Here is a 22,398-nt window from a genome sequence, read left to right as displayed (position 1 = left end):
GGTGACTATGACCGACGAAACGGCCCAGGAGTTCTACGGCCGCTGGGCACGCCTCTACGACCTGATCGCCCGTCGAACACCCGGAATCCCACCGCTTCGTCGGCGGGCGGCCGCCGCCTGCCGACTCGAGCGCGGCGACACCGTCGTCGAGATGGGCTGCGGGACCGGCGCGAACCTCCCCTATCTCCGCGAGCAGGTCGGGCCCGACGGCACCGTCGTCGGGGTCGATTTCACCGGGCCGGTGCTCGAGCGCGCCCGCGAACTGACCGCCGAGTACGACAACGTCCACGTCGTTCGGGGTGACGCAACCAGTCCGCCCGTCGGCGAGGACGTCGACGCGGTCCTCGCCACGTTCGTCGTCGGGATGCTCGAGGATCCCGCCAGCGCGGTCGACGACTGGTGTGACCTCGTCGGTTCCGGCGGCCACGTCGTCCTCGCGAACGCCGCTCGAAGCGACGCGTGGTACGCCCCGCCGGTCAACGCCGTCTTCCGAGCGATCGTCGTCCTCTCGACGCCGCCAACGACGAAACTCCGGTACGAGAACGAGCCCCATCTCCGGCTCGATCGGAAGATCGATACCGCCCACGCCCGCCTCCGCGAGCGGTCGGCAGCGATCGCGGACGAGACGCACGTCTTCGGCGTCGTTCGACTGACTGGTGGCCGGATCGCGTAGGGGGACCGACGGGAGACCGGTCGCGTAAGAAAAGCGGTCGCTGTCGGCTGCGACTACGCCGACGCCTCGAGCCCCTCGTGCTCGCGGATGCGCTCTCGAATCGGCTCGGGGATCGGCGTCGGCTTCTGTTCCTCGGGATCGACGTGGACGATCGTCGTCTCGGCCGTGGCGACGACCCCGCCGTCGACCCGGAACTCGTGGGCCATCGTACAGCTCGTCGTGCCGAGTTCGGTCACGGTGAGCGAGACGGTCGGATCGTCACCTAGCTCGATCGACTGCCGATACGTGATCTCGAGGTTCGCGATAACGGAGGTAAACGTTTCGTCCCCGCGCTCGAGGACTGACTCGATGTAGGCGATCCGGGCTTCCTCGAGATAGCTCGCGTAGACGCCGTTGTTGACGTGGCCCATCGGATCGAGGTCGCGATAGCGAACCGGGACCTCGACGGTAAATGCGTCGCTCATATCTCTTCTCGAACGGATTCCCGCTGAAGTACACTCCGGTTTCCGACGGGATCCAGGAGTCGGTCGACCGGCTCCGCCACGGGGGATCAGTCGCCTGCATCGACGAACGAAACGACCGATCGATGACCAGATAGAAGGGCTTACAGACCGCCCGTTAGTATTGAAACCAATGGATTCGACTTCCGACGCAGACACGCCACTCCAGCGACGGGTACGTCAGCAGGAAGTCGTTGCCGACCTCAGTCAGCAAGCACTCCAGACGGACGATATCGATCGGTTACTGCACGAGGCCACGGCAGCCGTCGCTACGACCCTCGAGGCCGAGTACGTGGCGCTCCTCGAGTCGCGTTCCGGTGGCGACGAACTCTACCTCAGACACGGCGTCGGATGGCGCGACGGACTGGTCGGCTCGGCGACGGTGCCAGTCGAGTCGGATTCGCAGATCGGAGAGACGCTGTCCGCCGAGGATCCGACCGTCGTCACCGATCTCCAGACCGAGGGCCGCTCTTCCGGGCTCGAGTTGCTCACCACCTGCGACGTCGACAGCGGAATCAGCACCGTCGTCGGCCCGGTCGGGAACCCGTGGGGCGTACTGGGTGTGCACACGACGGAGAACCGCGAGTTCACACAGGAGGACGTGAACTTCGCACAGCGCGTCGCGAGCGTTCTGGCGACGGCGATCGAAAACCATCGGGCGCGACACGAACTCGAGGAGATGCACGGGCGCATCTCGGACGGATTTTTCGCACTCAACGAGAACTGGGAGTTTACGTACCTCAACGAGCGCGCCCACGAGTTGATCAATCCGGAGAACCGAGAGCTGGTCGGGAAGAACGTCTGGGACGTGTTCTCGAAAGCAGTCGATCGGGAGTTCAAGCCGACCTACGAGCACGCGATGTTCGACCAGGAGTCCGTCTCGTTCGAGGAGTACTATCCCGAACCGCTCGACAGCTGGTTCGAGGTTCACGCCTATCCCTCGGAGACCGGGCTCTCCGTCTACTTCCGCGACGTCACCGAGCGCAGAGCGCGCGAGCAGGAACTCGAGCGCCAGGAACGGCGCTTCGAAGCGATCTTCGACGATCCGAACATTCTCGTCGGCCTCCTCGAGCCCGATGGAACGGTGCTCGACATCAACCGGACGGCGATGGAGTACACCGAGGCCGACCTCGAGGACGTGACCGGCGAGCCGTTCTGGGAAACCCCGTGGTGGGGAGAGAGCGACGGTGGTGAGCGATCCTCGGCGGACTCGCGGTGCTCGTCCGCCGGTGTCCAGCCCGAGGTCAGGGAGTGGGTTGAACGAGCGGCGGACGGCGAGTACGTGGACTTCGAGGCCGATCTCACCCGTCCGAACAGCGAGGTGTACTCTCTGAGTGGCGTTTTCAGACCGGTCACGAACGACGAGGGTGAGGTCGTCTCGCTCGTCGTCTCGGGTCGCGACGTTACCGAGCGCAAGCAACACGAGCGGGAACTCGAAGAGGCCCAGCGCCGATATCAGACGCTCGTCGAACACTTTCCCAACGGTGCCGTCGCCCTCGTCGACGAGGAACTCAACTACGTCACCTTCGGCGGCACGCCGGAGGGAGAAACCGACGTAACGAGAGCGGATCTCGAGGGAGAACCGCTTCGCGAGGCACTGCCGTCGGAACTGGAAGACGTCGTCGTCCCGCACTACGAGGCCGCCCTCGAGGGCGAAACCAGAACGTTCGAACGGGCGATCGACGATAACGTCTATCAGTTCCACTTCGTCCCCGTTCGCGACGGCAACGGCGACGTCGTCGCCGCCATGGGCATGTCACAGGACGTCACCGAGCGGGTCGAGGCCCAGCGCGGACTCGAGGAGTCGGAGCAACGCTACCGCACGCTCGTCGAGCACTTCCCGAACGGGATCGTCACGCTGTTCGATCACGACCTCGAGTACACGCTGGCGGCGGGCCAGGCGTTCGAGGACTTGCCGGTCGATCCGGACGATCTCGAGGGGTGTCAGTTACGGGAAGCCTGGCCCGACGAGATCGCCGCGGCCCTCGAACCCGCGCTCGAGGCCGCACTGGACGGCGAGGTAGAGTCGGTCAACGTCGAATACGCCAGCTCGGAGTGGGTCGTCCACGCGGTGCCGATCACCGACGAGCGCGGGGACGTGTTCGCCGGGATGACGATGGCACAGGACGTCACCGAGCAGAAGGAACGCGAGCGGTACCTGCGCGATGCCAAAGCGCAACTCGAGGCCGCGACCGAGGCCGGCGCCGTCGGCACCTGGGAGTGGCAGATTCCCGAGGACCGGTTCGTCACCGGTGCCTCCTTCGCCCGGAAATTCGGCGTCGATCCGGAGGACGCACGGGGAGGAGTGTCGCTCGAACGGATGGTGTCGTCGATCCACGTCGCCGACCGCGACCGCGTGCAAGCGAAGATCGAGGAAGCCGTCGAGACCTGCAGTGAGTACGAGGCCGAGTATCGCGTCTGGAACGCCGACGGCGAACTCAGGTGGGTCGTCGCCCGCGGTCACGTCGAGTGCGACGACGAGGGCAACCCGGAGACGTTTCCCGGCGCGCTCACGGACATCACGGAGCGCAAACGAGCCGAGATCGAGGCCGAGAAGCGGCGGAAGGAGCTCGAAACGCTGTTCGAGGTGCTGCCCGTCGGCGTCGTCGTCGCGAACGGAGACGGATCGCTGCGCAGGGCAAACGACACCGCGAAGGAAATCTGGGGTGGGAACGTCTTCGACGCGGAGTCCGTCGAGGAGTACGAAAAGTACTCCGCCGTCTGGGCCGACTCGGGAGAGCCGGTCGAACCCGAGGAGTGGACGATGTCCCAGGTGCTTCGCGGCGAGGCGGTCACCGAGCCTAACGTGTACGAAATACGCACGTTCGACGACGAGAAACGAATCATCATGGAGCACGGGATGCCGGTCAGAGACGAGCACGGCGAGGTCAGCCGTGCCGTCGTGACGCTCACCGACATCACCGAGCGCAAGGAGTACCAGCGAAAATTGAAAGAGTCCAACGAACGCCTGGAGCAGTTCGCCTACGCCGCCTCCCACGACCTCCAGGAACCGCTGCGGATGGTCTCGAGCTACCTCCAGTTGATCGAGCAGCGGTACGCCGACGACCTCGACGATGACGGCGAGGAGTTCATCGAGTTCGCCGTCGACGGCGCCGAGCGAATGAGCAATATGATCGACGGCCTGCTCGAGTACTCCCGCGTCGAAGCGCAGGGAGATCCGTTCGACACCGTCGATCTGGACGCCGTGCTCGACGACGTGCTCGCGGACCTGCAGCTTCGAATCGAGGAGACCGACGCCGAGATCACGACCGAACCGCTTCCCCGCGTCGAGGGCGACGCCGAACAGTTGCGCCAGGTGTTCCAGAACCTGCTGTCGAACGCGATCGAGTACAGCGGGGACGGGCCGCCGCGGATCCACGTCGAAACCGAACGCACCGGCTCGAAGTGGCGAGTATCGGTCCGCGACGAGGGGATCGGTATCGATCCCGACGATCAGGACCGCGTCTTCGAGGTGTTCCAGCGCCTCCACAGCCAGGACGAGGGGAGCGGAACGGGGATCGGCCTCGCGCTCACCCGCCGGATCGTCGAGCGCCACGGCGGCGAGATCCGGGTCGACTCCGAGCCCGGCGAAGGGGCGACGTTCTCGTTTACGCTGCCCGAGGCGACCGAGGAGTAGGAGTACTCGATCAGGACCGGCCGTACCGTCGTGCGTGCTCGGTGCAGAACTCCGGTTCGCGAAGCTGTGCCGCGATCAGGTCCTCGTGGTAGTGGGCGTTGAAGAGTCGGCATCCCTCACGGTCACAGAAGCTCTCGCCCGTCTCGAGGAAGTCGTACGCCTGCAGGACGTACCCTTTCAGGGCGTCGGTCGTCCGCGGGTCGTTCTCGACGAGGAACTCGCCTTCGACGCGGTTCTCGAGCACCTCTCGCGGCGGCGTATCTCCCGAGAGCAGCGAGTGGCGCTGTTTCTCCTTGTAGTACGCCTCGGGTTTTGCGGGCGCCTCGTAGAGTCCGGGTACCGAGATCAGCGCCGGCTGTCCGAGGACGTTCACTCGCTTGTGCCAGCGACCGTCGTGCTCGCCCCAGGTACCGATCGCCCGGTCCAGTATCGCCACGTGGAGCGTCTCGAGGCCCCGTTCGTCGGCCGGAAGCGCGCTGTTGAGCGCCCGCTGGACCTGCTGGCCGTCGTAGAGCACCCCGCCCTCGCGTTCGGGGTTCTCGAGGGCGCGTTCCTCGTACCGGATGGTACCCAGCATGGTGTTCCCGGTCTCGCGGTCGTACGGCGAGAGAACCCGCGCCTCGGCGAAGCGCTCGGGAAGTTCGTCGGTTCGGTGTTCTTCGAGAAACCGGTCGCGGACGGCGACCGTCGCGTCGACGCGCGGCTCGAGCCAATTAGCAACCTCCTCGCTGTCAGCGACCGTCGTCGGTGCCCGGTAGAGCGCGATCTGATCGACCATATATTACCTAGTCGTACCACAGGATGAATCCGTTACGGTCGCACAGACGGCGACCGATTTATGAGCTCGAGCGTCCTTCTCTCCGAGAGACATGTTCCCGCCACCGTTCTCGAGCGAATTGATCCTCACGGACGACATGAATCCCCTTACGCAGGCGTACCACGACGTCGTCATCTACGGCGACGCCGACGCGGACGACGCCCTCTACGAGGGACCGGTCGTCGTCCACGCGAACGGCTGGCTCGAACTCGAGGGGAACCGGCTCCTCTCGCCGAGTGCGGTTCATCACATCGATATCTACGACGACGAGTCGGACGAACTCGGATCGGAACCTGCGGGGGGCGATACCGACGGCTCCGGTGACGGCGACGACGACCGGCGAACCGGTCGGTTCAGCCCCCGGTAGCCGGTCTCGAGCCCGCTCGCGGACGACACACCGTCGCGTTCAGTCGTCCAGAAACGCCGGCCCCGCGATAGCTTCGTCCTCCGCCTCCTGCCAGGAGTGTTCTGGCTCCCAGCCCAGTTCTGTGCGGGCTTTCGCCGTCGAGAACGGTGACTCCTCGCCCTCGAGGTCGCACTCGGCAGGCAGGTCGCCGAAGACGGCCTCGATCGTCTCCGCCGTGGGTCGACCGAGGTAGTTCTCCGCGGCGACCGCGAGATAGGTCTCGTGGCCGCCGCGGTCGGTCTCGAGCGCTGCCTCGACCATCGAGACGACGTCCCGGACGTCGACGTACGACCAGAAGTTCCCGTTCGGATCGGCGGTCTCGGGATCGAACGTCTCCCGAGCCTGCGCCGTTCGCTCGCCGCCAGGGTAGGTGACCCACGAGGGCCGAACCGAGGTGACGGAAATCCCGTGCTTTCGCGCGGCCATCGCCGCGACGTCCTCGCCGACGAGTTTCGAGGTCGCGTAGGGGTCCTCCGGACGGCGCGGGTGGGCCTCGTCGATCGGGAAGTAGTCGGGTAGCCACGGCTCGTCGGCGAACACCGAGCCGTAGATGCTCTCGCTCGAGGCCCAGACGACGTCCGCGCCCGCCTGGCCCGCGGCCTCGAGGACGTGGTAGGTACTCGAGACGTTCGTGAGGAAGGTCTCGGCTCCGGGCTCGAGGCCGACGCGGGGAATCGCCGCGAAGTGGATCACGGCGTCGGGTTCGTGGGCGAGGATCGCCTCCCAGGCCTGCCCCTGCTCGGTGAGATCGGCCGCGAGAAAGTCGGCATTCTCGCGCTCGCCGGCCGGGCGCTCGAGGTCGATCCCGAGGACCTCGTGACCCTCGCTCGCGAACCGTTCGACGATCCAGCTTCCGACACCGCCGGTTGCCCCGGTGACGACGACGTTCATGCTCGAGTCGAGTCACCAGGTATCGAAAAACGGTGGGGATTCGGAGGCGACTCGAGTTCGGTCCGACTTTTCGGGGGGTCCTCGAGGTCGGGACCGGCCGTCGTACCGAGGATCCACCAGCTACAGAGGACGGCGGTGATCGGTCCGAACCCGAACAGGAACCTCCGCTGACTCTCGCAGTGATCGGAATCACCATTGCACTGAGGCCAAACAGCGGTCCCAGCGTCGCGAAGATCGGGACCACGAGGACGGTGTTCAGAGTACACTGACTTGCTGAGAGAATCGAACACCACGAAACTCCCACCTGAGTCGGCTGCCTGGCCAGCCACCGCGGGTGGGACTGAAAGGGGCTGGGCCGCTCGGGGACGGCGGGCGATGCAAGCACGCGAGCGAAGCGAGCGCGCAGCGAGCCCCCCGACTCGAGCGGCCCAGGGGCTTTCGTGGTGGTCTCACCGGACGCTGAGTACTCACGGTCGTGTTTGAACACGTTCGCCACGAGGCGTCGAAAGAAGGAGTGTACTCGCGTCGAACGGGGACGAAACCGACGACGCGGTGATCGGTTGGTACTACGTCATAGGGTCGGTTGTAAGTCATTTCCGGTCATTCGGCATCCCGCTCTGACGAACGACCGGTAAACAGTTACAACCGACCCTATCAGTCGTCGGCCGGCGCAGCCCGCGAGGTCAGTTCGACCGGCTCGGCGTCGACCTCGAGTTCGTCGAGTGCGACCTGGGCGGCGCGCTTGCCCGAGACGAGCATGGCGCCGAAGGTCGGACCCATGCGCGGCAGGCCGTAGGTCGTCGCGGTCGCCATCCCGGTGGCGATGAGGCCCTCGTGGACGAGGCCGGTGTGTTCGACGACGGCGTCCTCGGACTTGCCGACCCACATCGAGTCGTGGCCGGGCGAGTCGTGGCCGGGGGCGCCGTAGCTGTCGTCGCCGGTCTGGTCCATTCCCGTCGCGTTTGCCTCGGCGTCGGCGATGCCCGGCGCGTCGAGCACGCCGCGCTCGTCGAGTTTCTTGACCGCCATCGCGTCGTGGCCCGTCGCGTCGATGACCAGGTCGGCTTCGACCGCGATCGGGTCCACACACGTGATTTCGCGCGGCAGGGCGTGGACCGGCGTCCAGTTCATGACGATGCCGCCGACACGGTGGTTCTCGCGGATGACGATGTCGGTGAACTCGGTCATGTTCTGCATCTTCGCGCCGGCGTCGCAGGCGGCCTTGATCAGCCCGGAACAGGCCTCGGGACCGTTGGCGACGTACAGATCCTCGCTGTCCTGTGACTCCTTGTAGGAGACCTCGAGTTCGTCGAGGACCTTCTGGGCCGGGTCGCGGACGGTGACCTTGTTCATCAGGAAGCCGCCGAGCCAGAAGCCGCCGCCGAGGTAGTTGTTCTTCTCGACGACCATGACTTTCACACCGCGCTCGGAGAGCTCCTTCGCGGCCGTCAGTCCCGAGGGACCGCCGCCGACGATGATGACGTCCGAGTCCGAGAAGTCCATGAACTCCTCGGTCCACTCCTGTCCGATCGCACGCGTTACGTCCGCTTCGCCGACGTCGCTGAACTGTTCGAATTCGCTCATACAACTAGGTGGTAACAGCCAGTAGTGAAAAGTGTGTCGTGATAGTCGGCCGGAGTGACACGTCGTTCGACGAACCGGCGTCGGCCGACACTCGTTCCCGAACGCTCAAGGCTAACCACCGCAACTAGCGGGATAGATGCACCGTCGCGCGTTTTTGGCAGTCGCCGGCTTGCTGCCGATTTCGGGCTGTCTCGAGTACCTCACGGACAACGGCGAGGAGATCACCGAACCCGCCGACGTCGAGATCGTCTGGGACGACCTCGTGCGCGACGATCCTGGCACCGAGGACGAACGCGTCTACGTCTGGGGCGTCGTCAGGAACGCCGGCGACCGAACCCTCTCCTACATCGAGATCCGCGCGACCTTCTTCGACGCCGAGGGCGAGGAACTCGAGAGCGTCATCGAGAACGTCGAGGAGGACGTCAGCTCCGGCGAGGAGTGGCCGTTCGACGTCGAGTTCCCGCACTTCGGTGAACGGGCGGCCGAAGTCGAGAGCTACGAACTCGAGCCGGCGACCGGTGTCTGAGACCGTCAGCATGGATCCGAACCAACAGATGCACACTACTCGCCCGCGACGAGGTGACTGTCGGCCGAACTCGACCGCTCCCACGCCGCCATGACTGACCAGGACGAAGGCATCACCACGCTCGCCAAGCAGGGGAGTATCACGTTCGTCGGGAACGTCGTCAACGGTGCGCTGGGCTTTGCGATCGTCATGCTGATGACGCGGTTCGTCAGTCCCTCCGTCTACGGCCTGTTCGTACTGGCGACGTCGGTCATCCTCTTCATGCAGGTGTTCGCGAACCTCGGACTGCCGCTCGCGATCGATTACTTCGTTCCCCAGTATCTCGACGACGACGAGCGGGGCAAGGCGAAGGGCGTGATCGTCCAGGTGACGGCAACCGTCCTCGTGACCTCGTCGCTCGTCGCGATTACGCTCGCTCTCAGCGCCGCCTTCATCGCCGATTTCTTCCAGGAGCCCGCGATGCGGGTCGGTCTGCTCCTGCTCTCGATCACGATCCCGATGCTGGCGATCTACAACGTCCTGCTCACCTCCTACTACAGCATCAAGAAGCTCCAGTATCGGGTTATCATGCGCGACCTCGTGCGCCCGATCGTTCGGTTCACGGTCACCGCAGGGCTGCTACTGGCAGGATTCGGGCTACTCGGGCTCGTTGCCGGCTACGTCGTCGGGCTGTTCGTCGCCATCACGGTCGGCGCGGCCGTTTTCACCTACAAGGCGTGGGACCTTCTGACGACGGACCTCGAACTCGTTGCCCCGGGGCCGATCGTGAAGTACTCCGTTCCGCTGGCGATGACCAGCGTCGTCTTCGTGCTCATGGGCCACGTCGACTACTTCGTGCTCGGCTTCTTCCTCTCCTCCGACGACGTGGGGATCTACCGCGTCGGCTACATGCTCGGCTCCGGCCTGATGATCATCTTCAACTCGCTGTCGCCCGTGTTCAAGCCGCTGATCGCCGAAACCAGAGACGACGTCGAACTGGTCGAACAGCGGTTCCGGATCATGGCCCGCTGGATCGCCGGCATCACGCTGCCGATCGCGATCTTCCTCTCGCTTGGCGCGAGTTCCTACCTCGCGGTGTTGTACACGCCCCAGTACGCCGAGGCGAACACCATCGTCGCACTGCTCGCCGCCGCGTTCCTGTTCAACGTCACGTTCGGCGGCCCCGATGGCTCGCTGTTGCAGGGGATGGGATACTCGCGGGTCGTCTTCGCCAATACGCTCGTCCTCTTCGGCGTCAACTTCCTCGTCTCGGCGGCGCTCGTCCCGTTCATCGGCATCGAGGGGGCCGCGGTCGGGTCGGCGACGGCCCTCTTTCTCGTTGGCGGCCTCACCCTCACCGAGATCTACGTCCTCGACGGGATCCACCCGTTCACCAGGGACTTCGCCAAGATCGTCGGAAGCGGCGTCCCCGCCACTATCGCCGGTGCACCGGTGGTCTACTTCCTCGAGTCCGACCTGCTGATCGTCACCGCTCTTCCGGTCGTCGTCGTCGGGGTCTACCTCGTCTCGTTGGTCGCCACCGACGCGTTCACGGACGACGACGCCCGGATGGCCGCCGAGTTCAGTCCGACCCTCCGGAAGTGGCTGCCGGTCGGCCCCGGACAGTGACCGTCGCGATCAGTCGTCGACGGCGTCCGCGTCGCTCCCCTCGGTGGTCGTCCCGTCCGTAGCCTCCGTCGGCTCGTCTCGAGGCCCGTCCTCGTCCGACTCGTCGATCACCACGTCCCGCCACGTTCCGACCCGGAACCAGGCGACGGCGAGGACGAACGAGGCGACCATTCCGAAGGCGAACGCCCACCAGATCCCCTCGACGCCCCAGCCGAGAGCGGCGACGGTCAGCCCGACACCGGGCAGGGTCACGGTCCAAGAGAACGCGAGCACCAGCGCGACGGGGACGCGGAAGATCCACCGCGAGAGAAAGGAGAGGACCATCGCCTCCTTCGTGTTGCCAGCCCCGCGGAACGCGCCCTGGATGACCATCACGCCGGCGAACAGCGCCCAGAACGGCGCCATGATCCGTAGGAAGACGACGCCCTCGGCGATCACTGCGGGATCGGCGACGAAGATCCGCATGGCCTGTGCGGGAAACGCGACCAGCACCGCGGCGATTCCGAAGATGAGCAGCATCGTCCCCGCCGTCGCCGTTCGCGCGACCGCCGCGGCCCGGTCGGGCGTCTTCGCGCCGAGGTTCTGGCCGACGCCGGTCGCCGTCGCGTTGCCGACGGCGCCCGAAACCGCCCAGGTCACGGACATCAGTCGGACGCCGATCCCGTAGGCCGCGGTCGGCGCGGCCCCGAACCGGGCGACGAAGCCGGCCATCGCGACTGCGGCAAAACTGCGCGCCCAGCCGTCGATCGTCGCCGGGTAGCCGATGTCGACCAGCTGTTTCTGGATCGAGAGGTCGGGCGCGAGATCCTCGAGGCGGAGCCGTACCCCGAAGCTGCCGTCGAGAAGGATGTAGATCCCCGCGACCGTCGCGAACGCGCGGGCGATGAACGTCGCGACCGCCGCGCCGCGGGTTCCCATCTCGGGGAACGGCCCCCAGCCGAGGATAAAGAAGGGGTCGAGGACGACGTTGATCCCCGCCGAAATGAACACCAGCCACATCGCCGTCTTCGTGTCGCCGGCACCCTGCAGCGACGATCGGAACGCGAAGAAGAGGAACGTCAGCGGCAACGCGAGGAAGATGACTTCGATGTACGCGAGCGCCTCGACGAACACCTCGTCGCGGGCGCCGATGAGCCACAGCAGCGGCCGCCGAAAGTAGAGGCCGACCGCGGCGAGGACGCTCGAGACCGCGAGCGCGAGCAGGATCGTCTGGGCGACGACCCTGTCGGCCATCCGGTCGTCGTCGGCGCCGACGTACTGGGAGACGAGCGCGATCGTCGCCGCCGTGAGCCCCATCGCCGTCGAGACGAACATCCACGAGAGCGGAAACATCAGGGAGACGGCGGCGACGGCCTCGCTGCTCACGCGGCCGACCCAGAACATGTCCGCGAGGTTGTAGAACGTCTGGAGCAGGTTCCCGAGGACGAGGGGCCAGGCCAGGTGGAGCAGTTTCGTGGGGATCGCGCCCGTCGTCATGTCGACCCGCTTTCGCTCTGTCTCTGCCACGGCGCTCTCGTCCCCTTGCTCGCCCGGACGGGTGAAAAGGACTCGGCTCCCGTGTCGCGTTGCCGCCTCTCTGCGCGACCCCTCGAACCGGACAGCCGTGTAGGATACCTGAACAGTAATGTGCTCGGCGTCGGAGCACGCCACTATGACCGACCTCGAGTCGTCGACCGTCGACCGAATCGATTCACTGCTGCGCGAGCGACTGCGCGAAGACGAACTCCCGGGACTGAGCCTCGCCGTCACCGACGGCGACGGAATCGTCTACGCCAGCGGCTACGGCTCGCGAGACCTCGAGTCGAACGACCCCGCGACCCCGGAGACGGTGTACGGCGTCGGCTCCGTCTCGAAGTCGTTCGCCGCGCTCGCGGTCGCACAGCTCGTCGACGAGGGGGAACTCTCCTTCGACGATGCCGTCGCGGACCACCTCGAGATCGACGTCCCGGACGACGTCACGCTCCACCACCTGCTCAGCCACACCTCCGGCTACCCGTCGCTCGCGGTCAGCGAGGCGCTGATCGCTCGCCAGTTGGACGTCGGCGAGGCGAACGTCCCGCTGGGAACGCAGGGGGACTTTCACGCCCACGTCGAGGGTGCCCGCGACGAGATCGCGGGCGAACCCGGCGAGCGCTGGCTGTACTGCAACTCCGGCTACACGCTCGTCGGCGAGGTGATCGAGGCCGTCACGGGACGATCGTTCACGGAGTACGTCGAAAGCGAGATCGTAGAGCCCCTCGAGATGGAGCGCTCGACGTACGACGGCGACGTCTTCGAATCGTTCGACGATCGGATGACGCCCTACTTCCGAGACGACGAAGAACTCGAGCCGGCCGCACTGCCGGTCCGCGAGCGAAGCGCGGCCGCGGGCGGCCTGCTCGCGCCCGTAACTGATCTCGCGAACTACCTTCGTCTACACCTGCACGGCGGCACGTTCGAAGGCAGTCGGCTGGTGAGCGAGGAGCCCCTCGAGCGCTGTTACGGCGCGTACGCGGAGACGCCGTCGGGGCCCTACGGCTACGGCTGGCGCACACGCGAGGTCTGCGGCCGGGAGCTGATCGGCCACGGCGGATCGATCGTCGTCTCGACCGCCTACGTCGGCTTCTCGCCGGCGGAGGACCTCGGGATCGCGATACTGGCCAACGCGTCGCCGGGATACGGGCTCGCTGAACTCGGGAAGGGCGTCTTCGCCGCGCTGGTCGGCGAGGATCCCCGCGATCTGCCGTTTTTCGCCCGAAAGAACCGACTCGAGGAGCTGGCCGGCGAGTACGAGACCTACCGCGGCATCAAGCAGGCCGAGGTGGAGATCGAGGGCGGGACGCTCCGCCTGCGGGTCGGCGGCCCCATCGAGGACGGCTCGTGGACGCCGCTGGTGCCGGTAGATCTCGAGGCTGGCGAGTTCCACGCGCTGACGACCGCGGGCGAACGCCAGCCGGTCCGGTTCGAGCGCGACGGGGACGACCTGAGCCTGTACGTCGATCGCTGGCGGCTCCACAGAACGTAGCGCCGTCGGATCGGATACTCGGAGTAAAAATGAAATCGGCAGGGTTCAGCTCGCCCGTTTCGCGGGGGTCTCGTCCATCGATTCGGCGTCCGTCTCGGCGTCCTTCCGGTAGGTGTCGATTCCCAGAAGTCGATTGATCGTACACTTCTGGACGACGCCGGTGGCGAAAAATACGGCACCGGCGACGATCAGTATCGCAGCTACTGTCGTTCCGACCGAGAGCAGTCCGGCGAACGACGCCAGACCGACGGCGACGAGGATCGCACCCCCGACGAGCCGCCAGGTCCGGTCGAATCCGCCGACGTTTCTCTTCATGGTGGTGTTACTCACGTATCACTACGTATCTCACCGTACGCGACGAGCGACGATAACCGTCGCGTCTCGTCGGGGAGGCGGTACCCGAGGCGAACGCATGCAACACCTCACGCACGCGCGAACGCAACCGCCTGCGAACGCACGCACACCCGCGCTGTCTGCCGGTTTTGCCGAAAGCGTTATCAAAGGCTCAATCGTAACGAGCGACAATGCATACCGCTCGCCCGCCGACGCCGAACCGGCACACTCGAAGAGGTGATCGACAGTGGAACTGATCATCACCGAGAAGGACAACGCTGCGAGACGGATCGCCGACATTCTTTCCGGCGGCACGTACGACTCGAGCCGCGAGAACGGCGTGAACGTCTACGAGTGGGGTGGAAAGCGGTGCGTGGGGCTGTCGGGTCACGTCGTCGGCGTCGACTTCCCGTCGGAGTACTCCGACTGGCGAGACGTCGAACCGGTCGAACTCATCGACGCGAGCATCGAGAAGACCGCGACGAAGGAGAACATTGTCGCCACGCTGCGGATTCTCTCTCGGCGAGCCGAGCGCGTGACGATCGCGACGGACTACGACCGCGAGGGCGAACTCATCGGCAAGGAGGCCTACGACATCGTCCGCGAGGTCGACGAGGACGTCCCGATTCGTCGAGTGAGATTCTCCTCGATCACCGAGAACGAAGTCCAGAACGCCTTCGACGAACCCGACGATCTCGACTTCGATCTCGCCGCCGCGGGCGAGGCCCGCCAGATCATCGACCTCATCTGGGGAGCGGCGCTCACCCGATTCCTGTCGCTTTCGGCCGGCCAACTCGGAAACGACTTCATCTCGGTCGGTCGGGTCCAGTCGCCGACGCTGAAGCTGATCGTCGACCGCGAGCGCGAGATTCAGGCGTTCGACGCCGAGACCTACTGGGAGCTGTTCGGCGATCTCACGAAGAGCGAGGAAGACGGCGACTCGGAGACGACTTTCGAGGCCCAGTACTTCTACCGTGACGAGGACGACAACGAGGCCGAGCGCGTCTGGGAGGAGGCCGCGGCCGACGAGGTTTACGAGACGCTCTCGAGTCGCGACACGGCGACCGTCGTCGACGTCAACCGGCGGACCAGGACCGACTCGCCGCCGACGCCGTTCAACACGACGCAGTTCATCCGCGCGGCGAGCGCGATCGGCTACTCGGCGAAGCGAGCGATGTCGATCGCGGAGGATCTCTACACCGCCGGCTACATGACGTATCCGCGAACGGACAACACCGTCTACCCCGACGATCTGGATCCCGAGGAGCTGCTCGACGACTTCGTCGGCCACCCGACGCTCGGCGACTCGGCCGAATCGCTGCTCGAGGCCGACGAGATCCAGCCGACGGAAGGCGACGAGGAGACGACCGACCACCCCCCGATCCACCCGACGGGAGAGATCCCCTCTCGTGGCGACGTCAGCGACGACGAGTGGGAGGTCTTCGAACTGGTCGTCCGCCGGTTCTACGCGACCGTCGCCGACGCCGCGATCTGGGAGCATCTCAAGGTCGTGGCCGAGGTCGAGGACTACCGGTTGAAGGCCAACGGGAAGCGCCTCGTCGAAGCCGGCTACCACGACGTCTACCCGTACTTCAACACGAGCGAGAACTACGTACCCGACGTCGAGACGGGCGAGGAGCTCGCGCTCACCGACGTCGAGTGCGAGGAGAAGGAGACCCAGCCACCCCGCCGGTACGGCCAATCGCGGCTCATCGAGACCATGGAGGACCTCGGGATCGGGACGAAGTCAACCAGACACAACACCCTCGAGAAGCTGTACGACCGCGGCTACATCGAGAGCGATCCGCCGCGACCGACGAAGCTCGCCATGGCCGTCGTCGACGCGGCCGAGAACTACGCCGACCGCGTCGTCAGCGAGGAGATGACCGCGCAACTCGAGGAGGACATGGACGCCATCGCCTCCGGCGAGGCGACCCTCGAGGACGTCACCGACGAGTCCCGGGAGATGCTCGAGGAGATCTTCGCGAATCTCGCGGACTCCCGAGAGGAGATCGGTGACCACCTGCGCAAGTCGTTGAAAGACGACAAGCGCCTCGGGCCCTGCCCGGAGTGCGGAGAGGATCTCCTCGTCCGACAGAGTCGCCACGGCTCGTACTTTATCGGCTGTGACGGCTACCCCGACTGCGAGAACACGCTCCCGCTGCCCTCGACGGGCAAACCGCTGATCCTCGAAGACGAGTGCGAGGACCACGGGCTCAACGAAGTGAAGATGCTGGCCGGCCGCCAGACGTTCGTCCACGGCTGTCCGCTCTGCAAGGCCGAAGACGCCGGCGAAGGGGAGATTCTGGGCGACTGTCCGGACTGCGGGGACAGCGCGACGACGGAGTCGTCGCGAGACGGAGGCGGTGAAACCGCCGAACACGGGGGCGAACTCGCGATCAAAACCCTCCAGAGCGGCTCTCGACTGGTCGGCTGTACCCGCTATCCCGACTGCGAGTACTCGCTCCCGCTCCCCCGTCGCGGCGAGATCGAAGTCACCGACGAGCACTGCGACGAACACGAACTCCCCGAACTCGTCATCCACAGCGGCGACGAACCCTGGGAACTGGGCTGTCCGATCTGTAACTACCAGGAGTTCCAGGCCCGCGAGAGCGACAGCGGCTCCGACCTCGAGACGCTCGAGGGGGTCGGTGCCAAGACCGTCGAAAAGCTCGCCAGTGCAGGTATCGAGAGCCTCGACGATCTGACCGACGCGGACCCCGACGCGGTCGCCGACGACGTGGACGGTGTCAGCGCCGACCGCGTTCGAAGCTGGCAGGCGAAGGCGTAGGCGCGCCGCTCGGTTCGTCTCTGTGCTCAGTCGCTCTCGTTTCCGCCGTCGGTTTCGTCCTCACTTTCGCTTCCGTCGGCGTCCGTTTCGGTTCCGGTCTCGGACTCTCGTCCGTCGGTGGAGTCGCCGTCTTCGGAGGAGTCGTCGTCTTCGGGACCGCCCTCGTCGTCATCCGCATCCTCCTCGGCTCCGGTACCGTCCTGCTCGCCCTCCTCATCCTCGTCATCCTCGTCGTCCGACTCGGCCTCGAGAACGGATTCGACGGCACTGACGAGTGAACTCGCGGCGGTGACGCCCGTGTCGCGCCAGTGTGCCTCGCCGTCGGCATCGACGACGATCGTTACCGGGTAGCCGACGGCGCTGTACTCTCGCATGAGATCCGAGGCGTCGTAGCTGACGAACCCGTCGCCGCCGTTCGTCGTCCACCAGTCGCGGAGTTCGTCGGGCGAAATCTGTTCTCGCGAGTCGTAGGTGACCGACAGGAACGTCACCTCGTCCGGATACTCCGCTTGCAGTTGTGCTCGAGCCTCGGTGAGACGCGATACCTGTGCCTGGCAGTTCCCGCAGGCGTTCACGAAGAACATGAGAACCGTAACGTCGTCCGACGGCACGGTCAGCGTTCCGGCGTCGCTGCCGCGAGCGTCGATCGTCTCGACGTCGATCGGGCCGTCGTCCGAGTCGTTCTCGTCCGCCATCGACTCGCTGTCCTCGTCGTCCTCGAACGTCGGCGCCCCGTACCGCAGGAGTGCGCCCGCGCCCGCGAGGACGCCCACACTCCCGATACCGGCGACGAGTTCGCGCCGTCTCACCGTCCGTTCACCTCTGGACGAACGCTCGGGGAGAGAACGCGGTCGCGAATCGAAGACCACCGGCGCTCGAGCGACCGATCGTTCCGCGGGAAGCGGCGTTCGGCGCGGCCGGTCGGTCGACGTCCCAGCGGCTGTTCCATACTCACCCGTATACGCCGAGGAAAAAAGGGCTCACCGGTTCGAGTCGCTCTCGGCGTGAGACCGTCGGCGAACGGACGAGGACGAACGGCGTCCGCCGACGTTCGTCAGGTCTCGGAATCGTCGCTCCCCTCGTCGGGGTCAGCGTCGGGGTCCGGATCCGCGGCCTCGGGTTCGGCCTCGAGTGCACGCTCGACGCCGGAGATCATATTACTCGCCGACGTTCCGCCAGCGTCGCGCCAGTGGACCTCGCCCTCGCCGTCGACGACGACCACCGTCGGGAACCCCTCGACGTCGTAGTAGTCGTTGAGCGAGCCGTCCTCGTCGACTCCGACCGTCCACTGACCGTCGTGTTCCTCCCACCACTCGGCCAGTTCGTCGTCCGAGGGATCCGGCCCGGATCGCGGATCGACGACCGAAACGAACCACACGTCGCCGTCCGGACCGACCTCGTACCGGGACTCGAGGTCCGCTTTGACGTCACCGATGGTCTCGAGCAGCCCCTCGCTCGTGGGACAGAGGAGCCGCGTGAAGTTGACGAACGTGACCTGCCCTTCCTGGGGAACGGACACCGACCCGGCCTGGCTGCCCGGCGCGTCGACCGTCGTTACGTCGAACGGGGGAGACGCTTGCTCGTTCTCGTTGCTGTCGTCTTCGCCTTCGCTCTCGTCGGCCCCGTTGGCGTCGTCCTCGCTGCCGCTCGAGCCGTCGAGACAGCCGCTGATCGCCGCCAGTCCTGCGAGGGAGAGAACGGCGCGCCGCCTCATCGTCCTCTCGGGCCAGCGTCTTCCGCGGCCGTCACCGTCTCGAGGACGGCTTCGATCCAGGGTACCGTCGTTGCACCGTCGTGAGTGCAGTCCATACCCTCCATACGAGATCCGGTCGCAAAGAGTCGGCGATCGGATCTTGCGCGAGCAGGAGTCGCCGACGCCGGCGGCCGACCGGTACCCGTGCGGGCGAACGAACTGATACGGTCACGACTATCACCAGTAGATATAAGCTACCACAAGTCAACAGCTAGACTGAAAACCGATCGGGCAACCGCCACGCCTGTCGCGCCTGTTCGGATGACGACGGACACGACTACCCAGCGACGACCGGATTCCACCCACATGATCGCAGACCGAACCACACACGCACTCACGCACCTGACGTCTCGTTCACGACAATCTCTACGAGCGCTCGTATCCGTACACGGCGACGAGGGGTGGCGATGAGCCGCGACGCGGTCGACTCGGAGTCCGATTCGACGTCGCTTCCTAACTGTCCGACCTGCGGTTCCCCGATCGCGATGGTGACGATGACCGGCCCGACGGACGGCGTCGCCTCGCCCTGTGGCTGTCAGTTCGTTCCGGAGTCGCTCGAGTAACGCCGAGGGCGACCGAAGGCGCGGTTCTTTTTACCGTCGCCGACCGACTCGAGAGCGAGTTCCGTGATCCTCGCCACCGCACTGGCCGGCGTCGTCTTCGGCATCGCGCTCGCCGCACCGCCGGGTCCGATGAACGCCATCATCGCCGAGGAGAGCGTCGTCCGCGGCTGGAACGCCGGGTTCCGTGCCGGACTCGGCGCGATGCTGGCGGACGTGCTCTTTTTCCTCCTCGCACTGGCCGGCGTCGTCGCGGTGATCGATCGCTACCCCGTGGTTCGGCCGGTGCTCTACCTCGTCGGCGGATTGCTCATGTGTTACTTCGCCATCGGTGCGACCCGCGAGGCCCGAGCGGCGACGGCCTTTACCGACGGCAGCCACGCGTCCTCGAAGGGCTTTCGCAAGACGTTCGCGCTCTCGCTGACCAACCCCTACCAGATCGGGTTCTGGCTCACCGTCGGTGTCGGCTTGCTCCAGTCGGGAACCCTCGATATCTTCGCTCACGTCCCGGGTGTCGGTGCCGCACTCGAGGGTGCACTCGTGGTCCAGACCGGGTCGCCGGCGCTGCTCGCCGGCTTCTTCGGCGGGATCGCGGTCTGGATAGTCGTCTACCCCGCGGCACTGGTGTCGGCCGGGCGGCGCGTCGACGCACTCGCGCCGGTGGTCGCCGCGCTCAGCGCCGTCGTCCTGGCCGGCTTCGGGCTGGTCTTCCTCGCCGTCGGCGCGCTCCAGGTAGTTTGAACGCCGACGGTAGCCACTGACGACCCACTCGACGGTGGCTGGTCGTGATGGGACGGCGACAGAACGGTGTGACGAGGTGACGCTGCGGCTCTACGGCTCTAGTCGCCCATCGCAGCGATTTCGTCCTCGAGCCACTCTCTGAACCACTTGACGCGCTTGAGCCGTCGGTGAGCGATTCCCTCGCCGGTGTCGCTCTGGACTCTCGAAGCGGCGTCGTAGCCGCGTTCGAGGACGCGGTCGACCATCTCGTCGGTCTCCATGTGGGTCCGGGCCTCGTAGCCCATCCGCAGCAGCATCAGCGCGGTCCCGTTGGCGCCGATCTTGTCGAGGAGGTCGGCCTCGATGAGACACTGGGTCTCGAGTGCCACGTCGTTCAGGTCGCCCTGGTAGGCGTGCTGTTCGACGGCGCGACAGACCTGTTTGATGAACGACTCGGGGTAGCCCGCACGGGATTCCAGGTACTCGCGAGCGACGCGAGCGCCGGCTTCGGGGTGGAGATCCTGGTCCGTCTCGAGTTTCGCGACGTCGTGAAAGAGCGCGGCGACGCGCGCGACGTCGACGTCCGCACCCTCCTCGTGGGCGATCTCTTCGGCCAGCGAGACGACGTTCAGAATGTGGTTGTGTCGGTACTCTGCGGAGTGCCAGGGGTACCATCGCATTCGTCCCCCTTCCTCTTCTTTCTCGACGCTTGCTGCGAGATACTCGAAGACGAACTCCTTCATCTCTTCGAACTCGGCGTCGGTTACTCTGGTTTCTTTTATTTCGACGCCCATGAAAGATCCCTCCGCAGTAGATGAACGATAGTCATTGGCTGAATGTAAGGTCGTTTCGCTCTTAGGCCTTTGGTTCGGAGTGCTTTCTGCTAGCACGGAACACACGATTGTCGAACATACCAGATCGAGAATAACTCACGAGAAGCGGATCTCTTCGCAGGAATACCGCCGTGAGAAGAGCCAGAGAGAATCTGCAGGAATTTCCGTTAAAGTCAAACAGGCGGCTGGGGAAGGGAGTGGTATGAGCAGCGAACAGGAACAGGAGTCGATTCGATGTCTCGTCGCCAAAGTCGGTCTCGACGGTCACGACCGCGGGGCGCACGTCATCGCCCGCGCGTTCCGTGACGCCGGGTTCGAGGTCATCTACTCCGGGCTTCACAAGGCGCCCGAGGAGGTCGTCCAGGCCGCCGTCCAGGAGGACGTCGACGTGCTCGGTATCTCGATCCTCTCCGGCGCTCACGACACGCTCGTCCCGAAGATCATGGACGGTCTCGAGGAGTACGGCGCCAAGGACGACACCCTCGTGCTGGTCGGCGGCGTCATCCCCGACGAGGATCGTCCCGAACTCGAGGATGCGGGCGTCTCGGCCATCTTCGGCCCCGGCACGTCGATCGAGGAGACGATCGAGTTCGTCCGCGAGAACGCCCCCGACCGATGAACGCGGACGACGAAGCGCTGCTCGAGGACCTGCTCGACGGCGAGCACCGCGCGCTAGCCCGGGTCATCTCGAAGATCGAGAACCGCGCGCCGGGCTACCGGGACCTGGTGTCTGCACTCTACGCTCACACGGGCGACGCCAGCGTCGTCGGGATCACGGGCAGCCCCGGCGCGGGGAAGTCGACGCTCGTCGACAAACTCGCGGAGGAGTACCGCGACCGCGGCGAGACGGTCGGCATCATCGCGATCGACCCCTCCTCGCCCTTTACAGGGGGCGCAGTGCTGGGCGACCGCATCCGGATGGCCTCGACGGTCGGCGACATGGACGTCTTCGTCCGCTCGATGAGCGCTCGCGGGACGCTCGGCGGGCTCTCGACCGCGACGGCGGACGCCGTCAAGGCGATGGACGCCTTCGGGAAGGACAGAATTATCATCGAGACGGTCGGCGCCGGTCAGAACGAGATCGATATCGTCCGTACCGCGGATACGGTCGCGGTGCTCGTCCCGCCGGGATCCGGCGACGACGTCCAGACGCTGAAGGCCGGGATCCTCGAGATAGCGGACGTCTTCGTCGTCAACAAGGCGGACCGTCCGGGATCCGATCGAACGGTACAGGAGCTTCGAGAGATGATCGAACTCGACTCCGGAAGCGGCTTCGGCGGCGGTGGTCACCACGGCGCCGACGCGATGGACGACCACGGCGGCTCCGCCGTGGCGACCCAGGAGTCGGCCGAGGACGACGCTCCCGAGAGCTGGACGACGCCCATCGTCGAGACCGTCGCCACCGACGGCACCGGCGTCGAGACGTTCATCGACGAACTCGCTGCCCACCAGCGCTATCTCGTCGACTCGGGGGCTCGCGTCGAGAAGGCTCAGCAGCGCTCCGCCGAGGAGATCCGGACGTTGCTCCGCGAGGACGTCCACGCCATGCTCGAGTCGGAACTCGAGCGCGCCGGCGGGATCGACGACCTCGCCGACGCCGTCCACCGCGGCGAGACGGATCCGTACACGATCGCCGACGAGGTCCTCGAGCCGGTCCGCTCGTGTCTCGGCGAACTCGAGACCGAGAACACCGAGTAGCACGGAGGGACGTCGCCGAGACACTGGGTGCGCCTCACACCCGCCGAATGCCAACCGCAGGCCT

20 protein-coding genes are annotated in these 22,398 nt (G+C 65.9%); 11 read left to right on the top strand and 9 right to left on the bottom strand.

Going from position 1 to position 22,398, the window contains the following annotated elements; translation table 11 throughout:
* Positions 1–7 precede the first annotated feature (7 nt).
* Positions 8–673: a class I SAM-dependent methyltransferase gene (locus CV102_RS02270; RefSeq protein WP_148856215.1), complete on the top strand. Its 666-nt coding sequence runs from the start codon at positions 8–10 to the stop codon at positions 671–673.
* A gap of 53 nt (positions 674–726) precedes the next feature.
* On the opposite strand, the gene CV102_RS02265 is transcribed toward CV102_RS02270, so the two are convergent.
* Positions 727–1,137 (bottom strand): acyl-CoA thioesterase, encoded by a 411-nt coding sequence (locus tag CV102_RS02265; RefSeq protein WP_148856214.1) that lies wholly within the window; start codon positions 1,135–1,137, stop codon positions 727–729.
* Between the two features lie 169 nt (positions 1,138–1,306).
* Here CV102_RS02265 and CV102_RS02260 point away from each other — a divergent pair, with 169 nt between their 5' ends.
* The gene (locus CV102_RS02260; protein WP_148856213.1) at positions 1,307–4,810 is read left to right on the top strand and encodes a PAS domain-containing protein; all 3,504 of its coding nucleotides are present in this window, start codon (positions 1,307–1,309) and stop codon (positions 4,808–4,810) included.
* Positions 4,811–4,820: 10 nt separating this feature from the next.
* On the opposite strand, the gene CV102_RS02255 is transcribed toward CV102_RS02260, so the two are convergent.
* Positions 4,821–5,588, bottom strand: coding sequence for a DUF7001 family protein (locus tag CV102_RS02255; RefSeq protein ID WP_148856212.1), 768 nt, complete (start codon positions 5,586–5,588; stop codon positions 4,821–4,823).
* Positions 5,589–5,679: 91 nt separating this feature from the next.
* On the opposite strand from CV102_RS02255, the gene CV102_RS02250 reads away from it, so the two are divergent.
* Complete coding sequence (locus CV102_RS02250) at positions 5,680–5,994, top strand: hypothetical protein (RefSeq protein ID WP_148856211.1); 315 nt, start codon at positions 5,680–5,682, stop codon at positions 5,992–5,994.
* Between the two features lie 39 nt (positions 5,995–6,033).
* Here CV102_RS02250 and CV102_RS02245 read toward each other — a convergent pair whose 3' ends face one another.
* Together CV102_RS02245 and CV102_RS02240 are read right to left on the bottom strand one after the other, a co-directional pair.
* On the bottom strand, positions 6,034–6,924 hold the full coding sequence (locus CV102_RS02245) for an NAD-dependent epimerase/dehydratase family protein (RefSeq protein WP_148856210.1): 891 nt from the start codon (positions 6,922–6,924) through the stop codon (positions 6,034–6,036).
* Positions 6,925–7,578: 654 nt separating this feature from the next.
* The gene (locus tag CV102_RS02240) at positions 7,579–8,508 is read right to left on the bottom strand and encodes a sulfide-dependent adenosine diphosphate thiazole synthase (protein ID WP_148856209.1); all 930 of its coding nucleotides are present in this window, start codon (positions 8,506–8,508) and stop codon (positions 7,579–7,581) included.
* A 136-nt stretch (positions 8,509–8,644) separates the two neighbouring features.
* On the opposite strand from CV102_RS02240, the gene CV102_RS02235 reads away from it, so the two are divergent.
* Positions 8,645–9,034, top strand: coding sequence for an FxLYD domain-containing protein (locus CV102_RS02235; RefSeq protein WP_148856208.1), 390 nt, complete (start codon positions 8,645–8,647; stop codon positions 9,032–9,034).
* Positions 9,035–9,124: 90 nt separating this feature from the next.
* The gene (locus CV102_RS02230; RefSeq protein WP_148856207.1) at positions 9,125–10,642 is read left to right on the top strand and encodes a flippase; all 1,518 of its coding nucleotides are present in this window, start codon (positions 9,125–9,127) and stop codon (positions 10,640–10,642) included.
* A gap of 9 nt (positions 10,643–10,651) precedes the next feature.
* Here CV102_RS02230 and CV102_RS02225 read toward each other — a convergent pair whose 3' ends face one another.
* Positions 10,652–12,118, bottom strand: a complete 1,467-nt coding sequence (locus CV102_RS02225) for an MATE family efflux transporter (RefSeq protein ID WP_233710626.1) — start codon at positions 12,116–12,118, stop codon at positions 10,652–10,654.
* Positions 12,119–12,293: 175 nt separating this feature from the next.
* On the opposite strand from CV102_RS02225, the gene CV102_RS02220 reads away from it, so the two are divergent.
* On the top strand, positions 12,294–13,646 hold the full coding sequence (locus CV102_RS02220; protein ID WP_148856205.1) for a serine hydrolase: 1,353 nt from the start codon (positions 12,294–12,296) through the stop codon (positions 13,644–13,646).
* 45 nt (positions 13,647–13,691) lie between these two features.
* On the opposite strand, the gene CV102_RS02215 is transcribed toward CV102_RS02220, so the two are convergent.
* Positions 13,692–13,961, bottom strand: a complete 270-nt coding sequence (locus CV102_RS02215; RefSeq protein WP_148856204.1) for a YgaP family membrane protein — start codon at positions 13,959–13,961, stop codon at positions 13,692–13,694.
* A 265-nt stretch (positions 13,962–14,226) separates the two neighbouring features.
* On the opposite strand from CV102_RS02215, the gene CV102_RS02210 reads away from it, so the two are divergent.
* The gene (locus CV102_RS02210) at positions 14,227–16,770 is read left to right on the top strand and encodes a DNA topoisomerase I (protein WP_148856203.1); all 2,544 of its coding nucleotides are present in this window, start codon (positions 14,227–14,229) and stop codon (positions 16,768–16,770) included.
* Positions 16,771–16,796: 26 nt separating this feature from the next.
* Here CV102_RS02210 and CV102_RS02205 read toward each other — a convergent pair whose 3' ends face one another.
* Positions 16,797–17,579, bottom strand: a complete 783-nt coding sequence (locus CV102_RS02205; RefSeq protein WP_148856202.1) for a TlpA family protein disulfide reductase — start codon at positions 17,577–17,579, stop codon at positions 16,797–16,799.
* Positions 17,580–17,824: 245 nt separating this feature from the next.
* Positions 17,825–18,484: a TlpA family protein disulfide reductase gene (locus CV102_RS02200; RefSeq protein ID WP_148856201.1), complete on the bottom strand. Its 660-nt coding sequence runs from the start codon at positions 18,482–18,484 to the stop codon at positions 17,825–17,827.
* A gap of 446 nt (positions 18,485–18,930) precedes the next feature.
* On the opposite strand from CV102_RS02200, the gene CV102_RS25715 reads away from it, so the two are divergent.
* The gene (locus CV102_RS25715; RefSeq protein ID WP_187432839.1) at positions 18,931–19,086 is read left to right on the top strand and encodes a hypothetical protein; all 156 of its coding nucleotides are present in this window, start codon (positions 18,931–18,933) and stop codon (positions 19,084–19,086) included.
* 63 nt (positions 19,087–19,149) lie between these two features.
* A complete protein-coding gene (locus CV102_RS02195) occupies positions 19,150–19,824 on the top strand; it encodes a LysE family translocator (RefSeq protein ID WP_148856200.1) in 675 nt (224 codons plus the stop codon).
* Positions 19,825–19,922: 98 nt separating this feature from the next.
* On the opposite strand, the gene CV102_RS02190 is transcribed toward CV102_RS02195, so the two are convergent.
* Positions 19,923–20,597, bottom strand: coding sequence for an HD domain-containing protein (locus CV102_RS02190; protein WP_148856199.1), 675 nt, complete (start codon positions 20,595–20,597; stop codon positions 19,923–19,925).
* Between the two features lie 241 nt (positions 20,598–20,838).
* On the opposite strand from CV102_RS02190, the gene CV102_RS02185 reads away from it, so the two are divergent.
* Entirely contained in the window at positions 20,839–21,255 is a 417-nt protein-coding gene (locus CV102_RS02185) for a cobalamin B12-binding domain-containing protein (protein WP_148856198.1), read from the top strand.
* A complete protein-coding gene (gene meaB, locus CV102_RS02180) occupies positions 21,252–22,334 on the top strand; it encodes a methylmalonyl Co-A mutase-associated GTPase MeaB (RefSeq protein ID WP_148856197.1) in 1,083 nt (360 codons plus the stop codon). Before CV102_RS02185 ends, meaB begins: the two co-directional genes overlap by 4 nt.
* Positions 22,335–22,398: the final 64 nt, after the last annotated feature.

Source organism: Natronococcus pandeyae (assembly GCF_008122205.1).
GTDB lineage: Archaea > Halobacteriota > Halobacteria > Halobacteriales > Natrialbaceae > Natronococcus > Natronococcus pandeyae.
The sequence above is the reverse complement of the archived record's forward strand: the minus strand, read 5'-3'. Positions and strand labels throughout refer to the sequence as shown.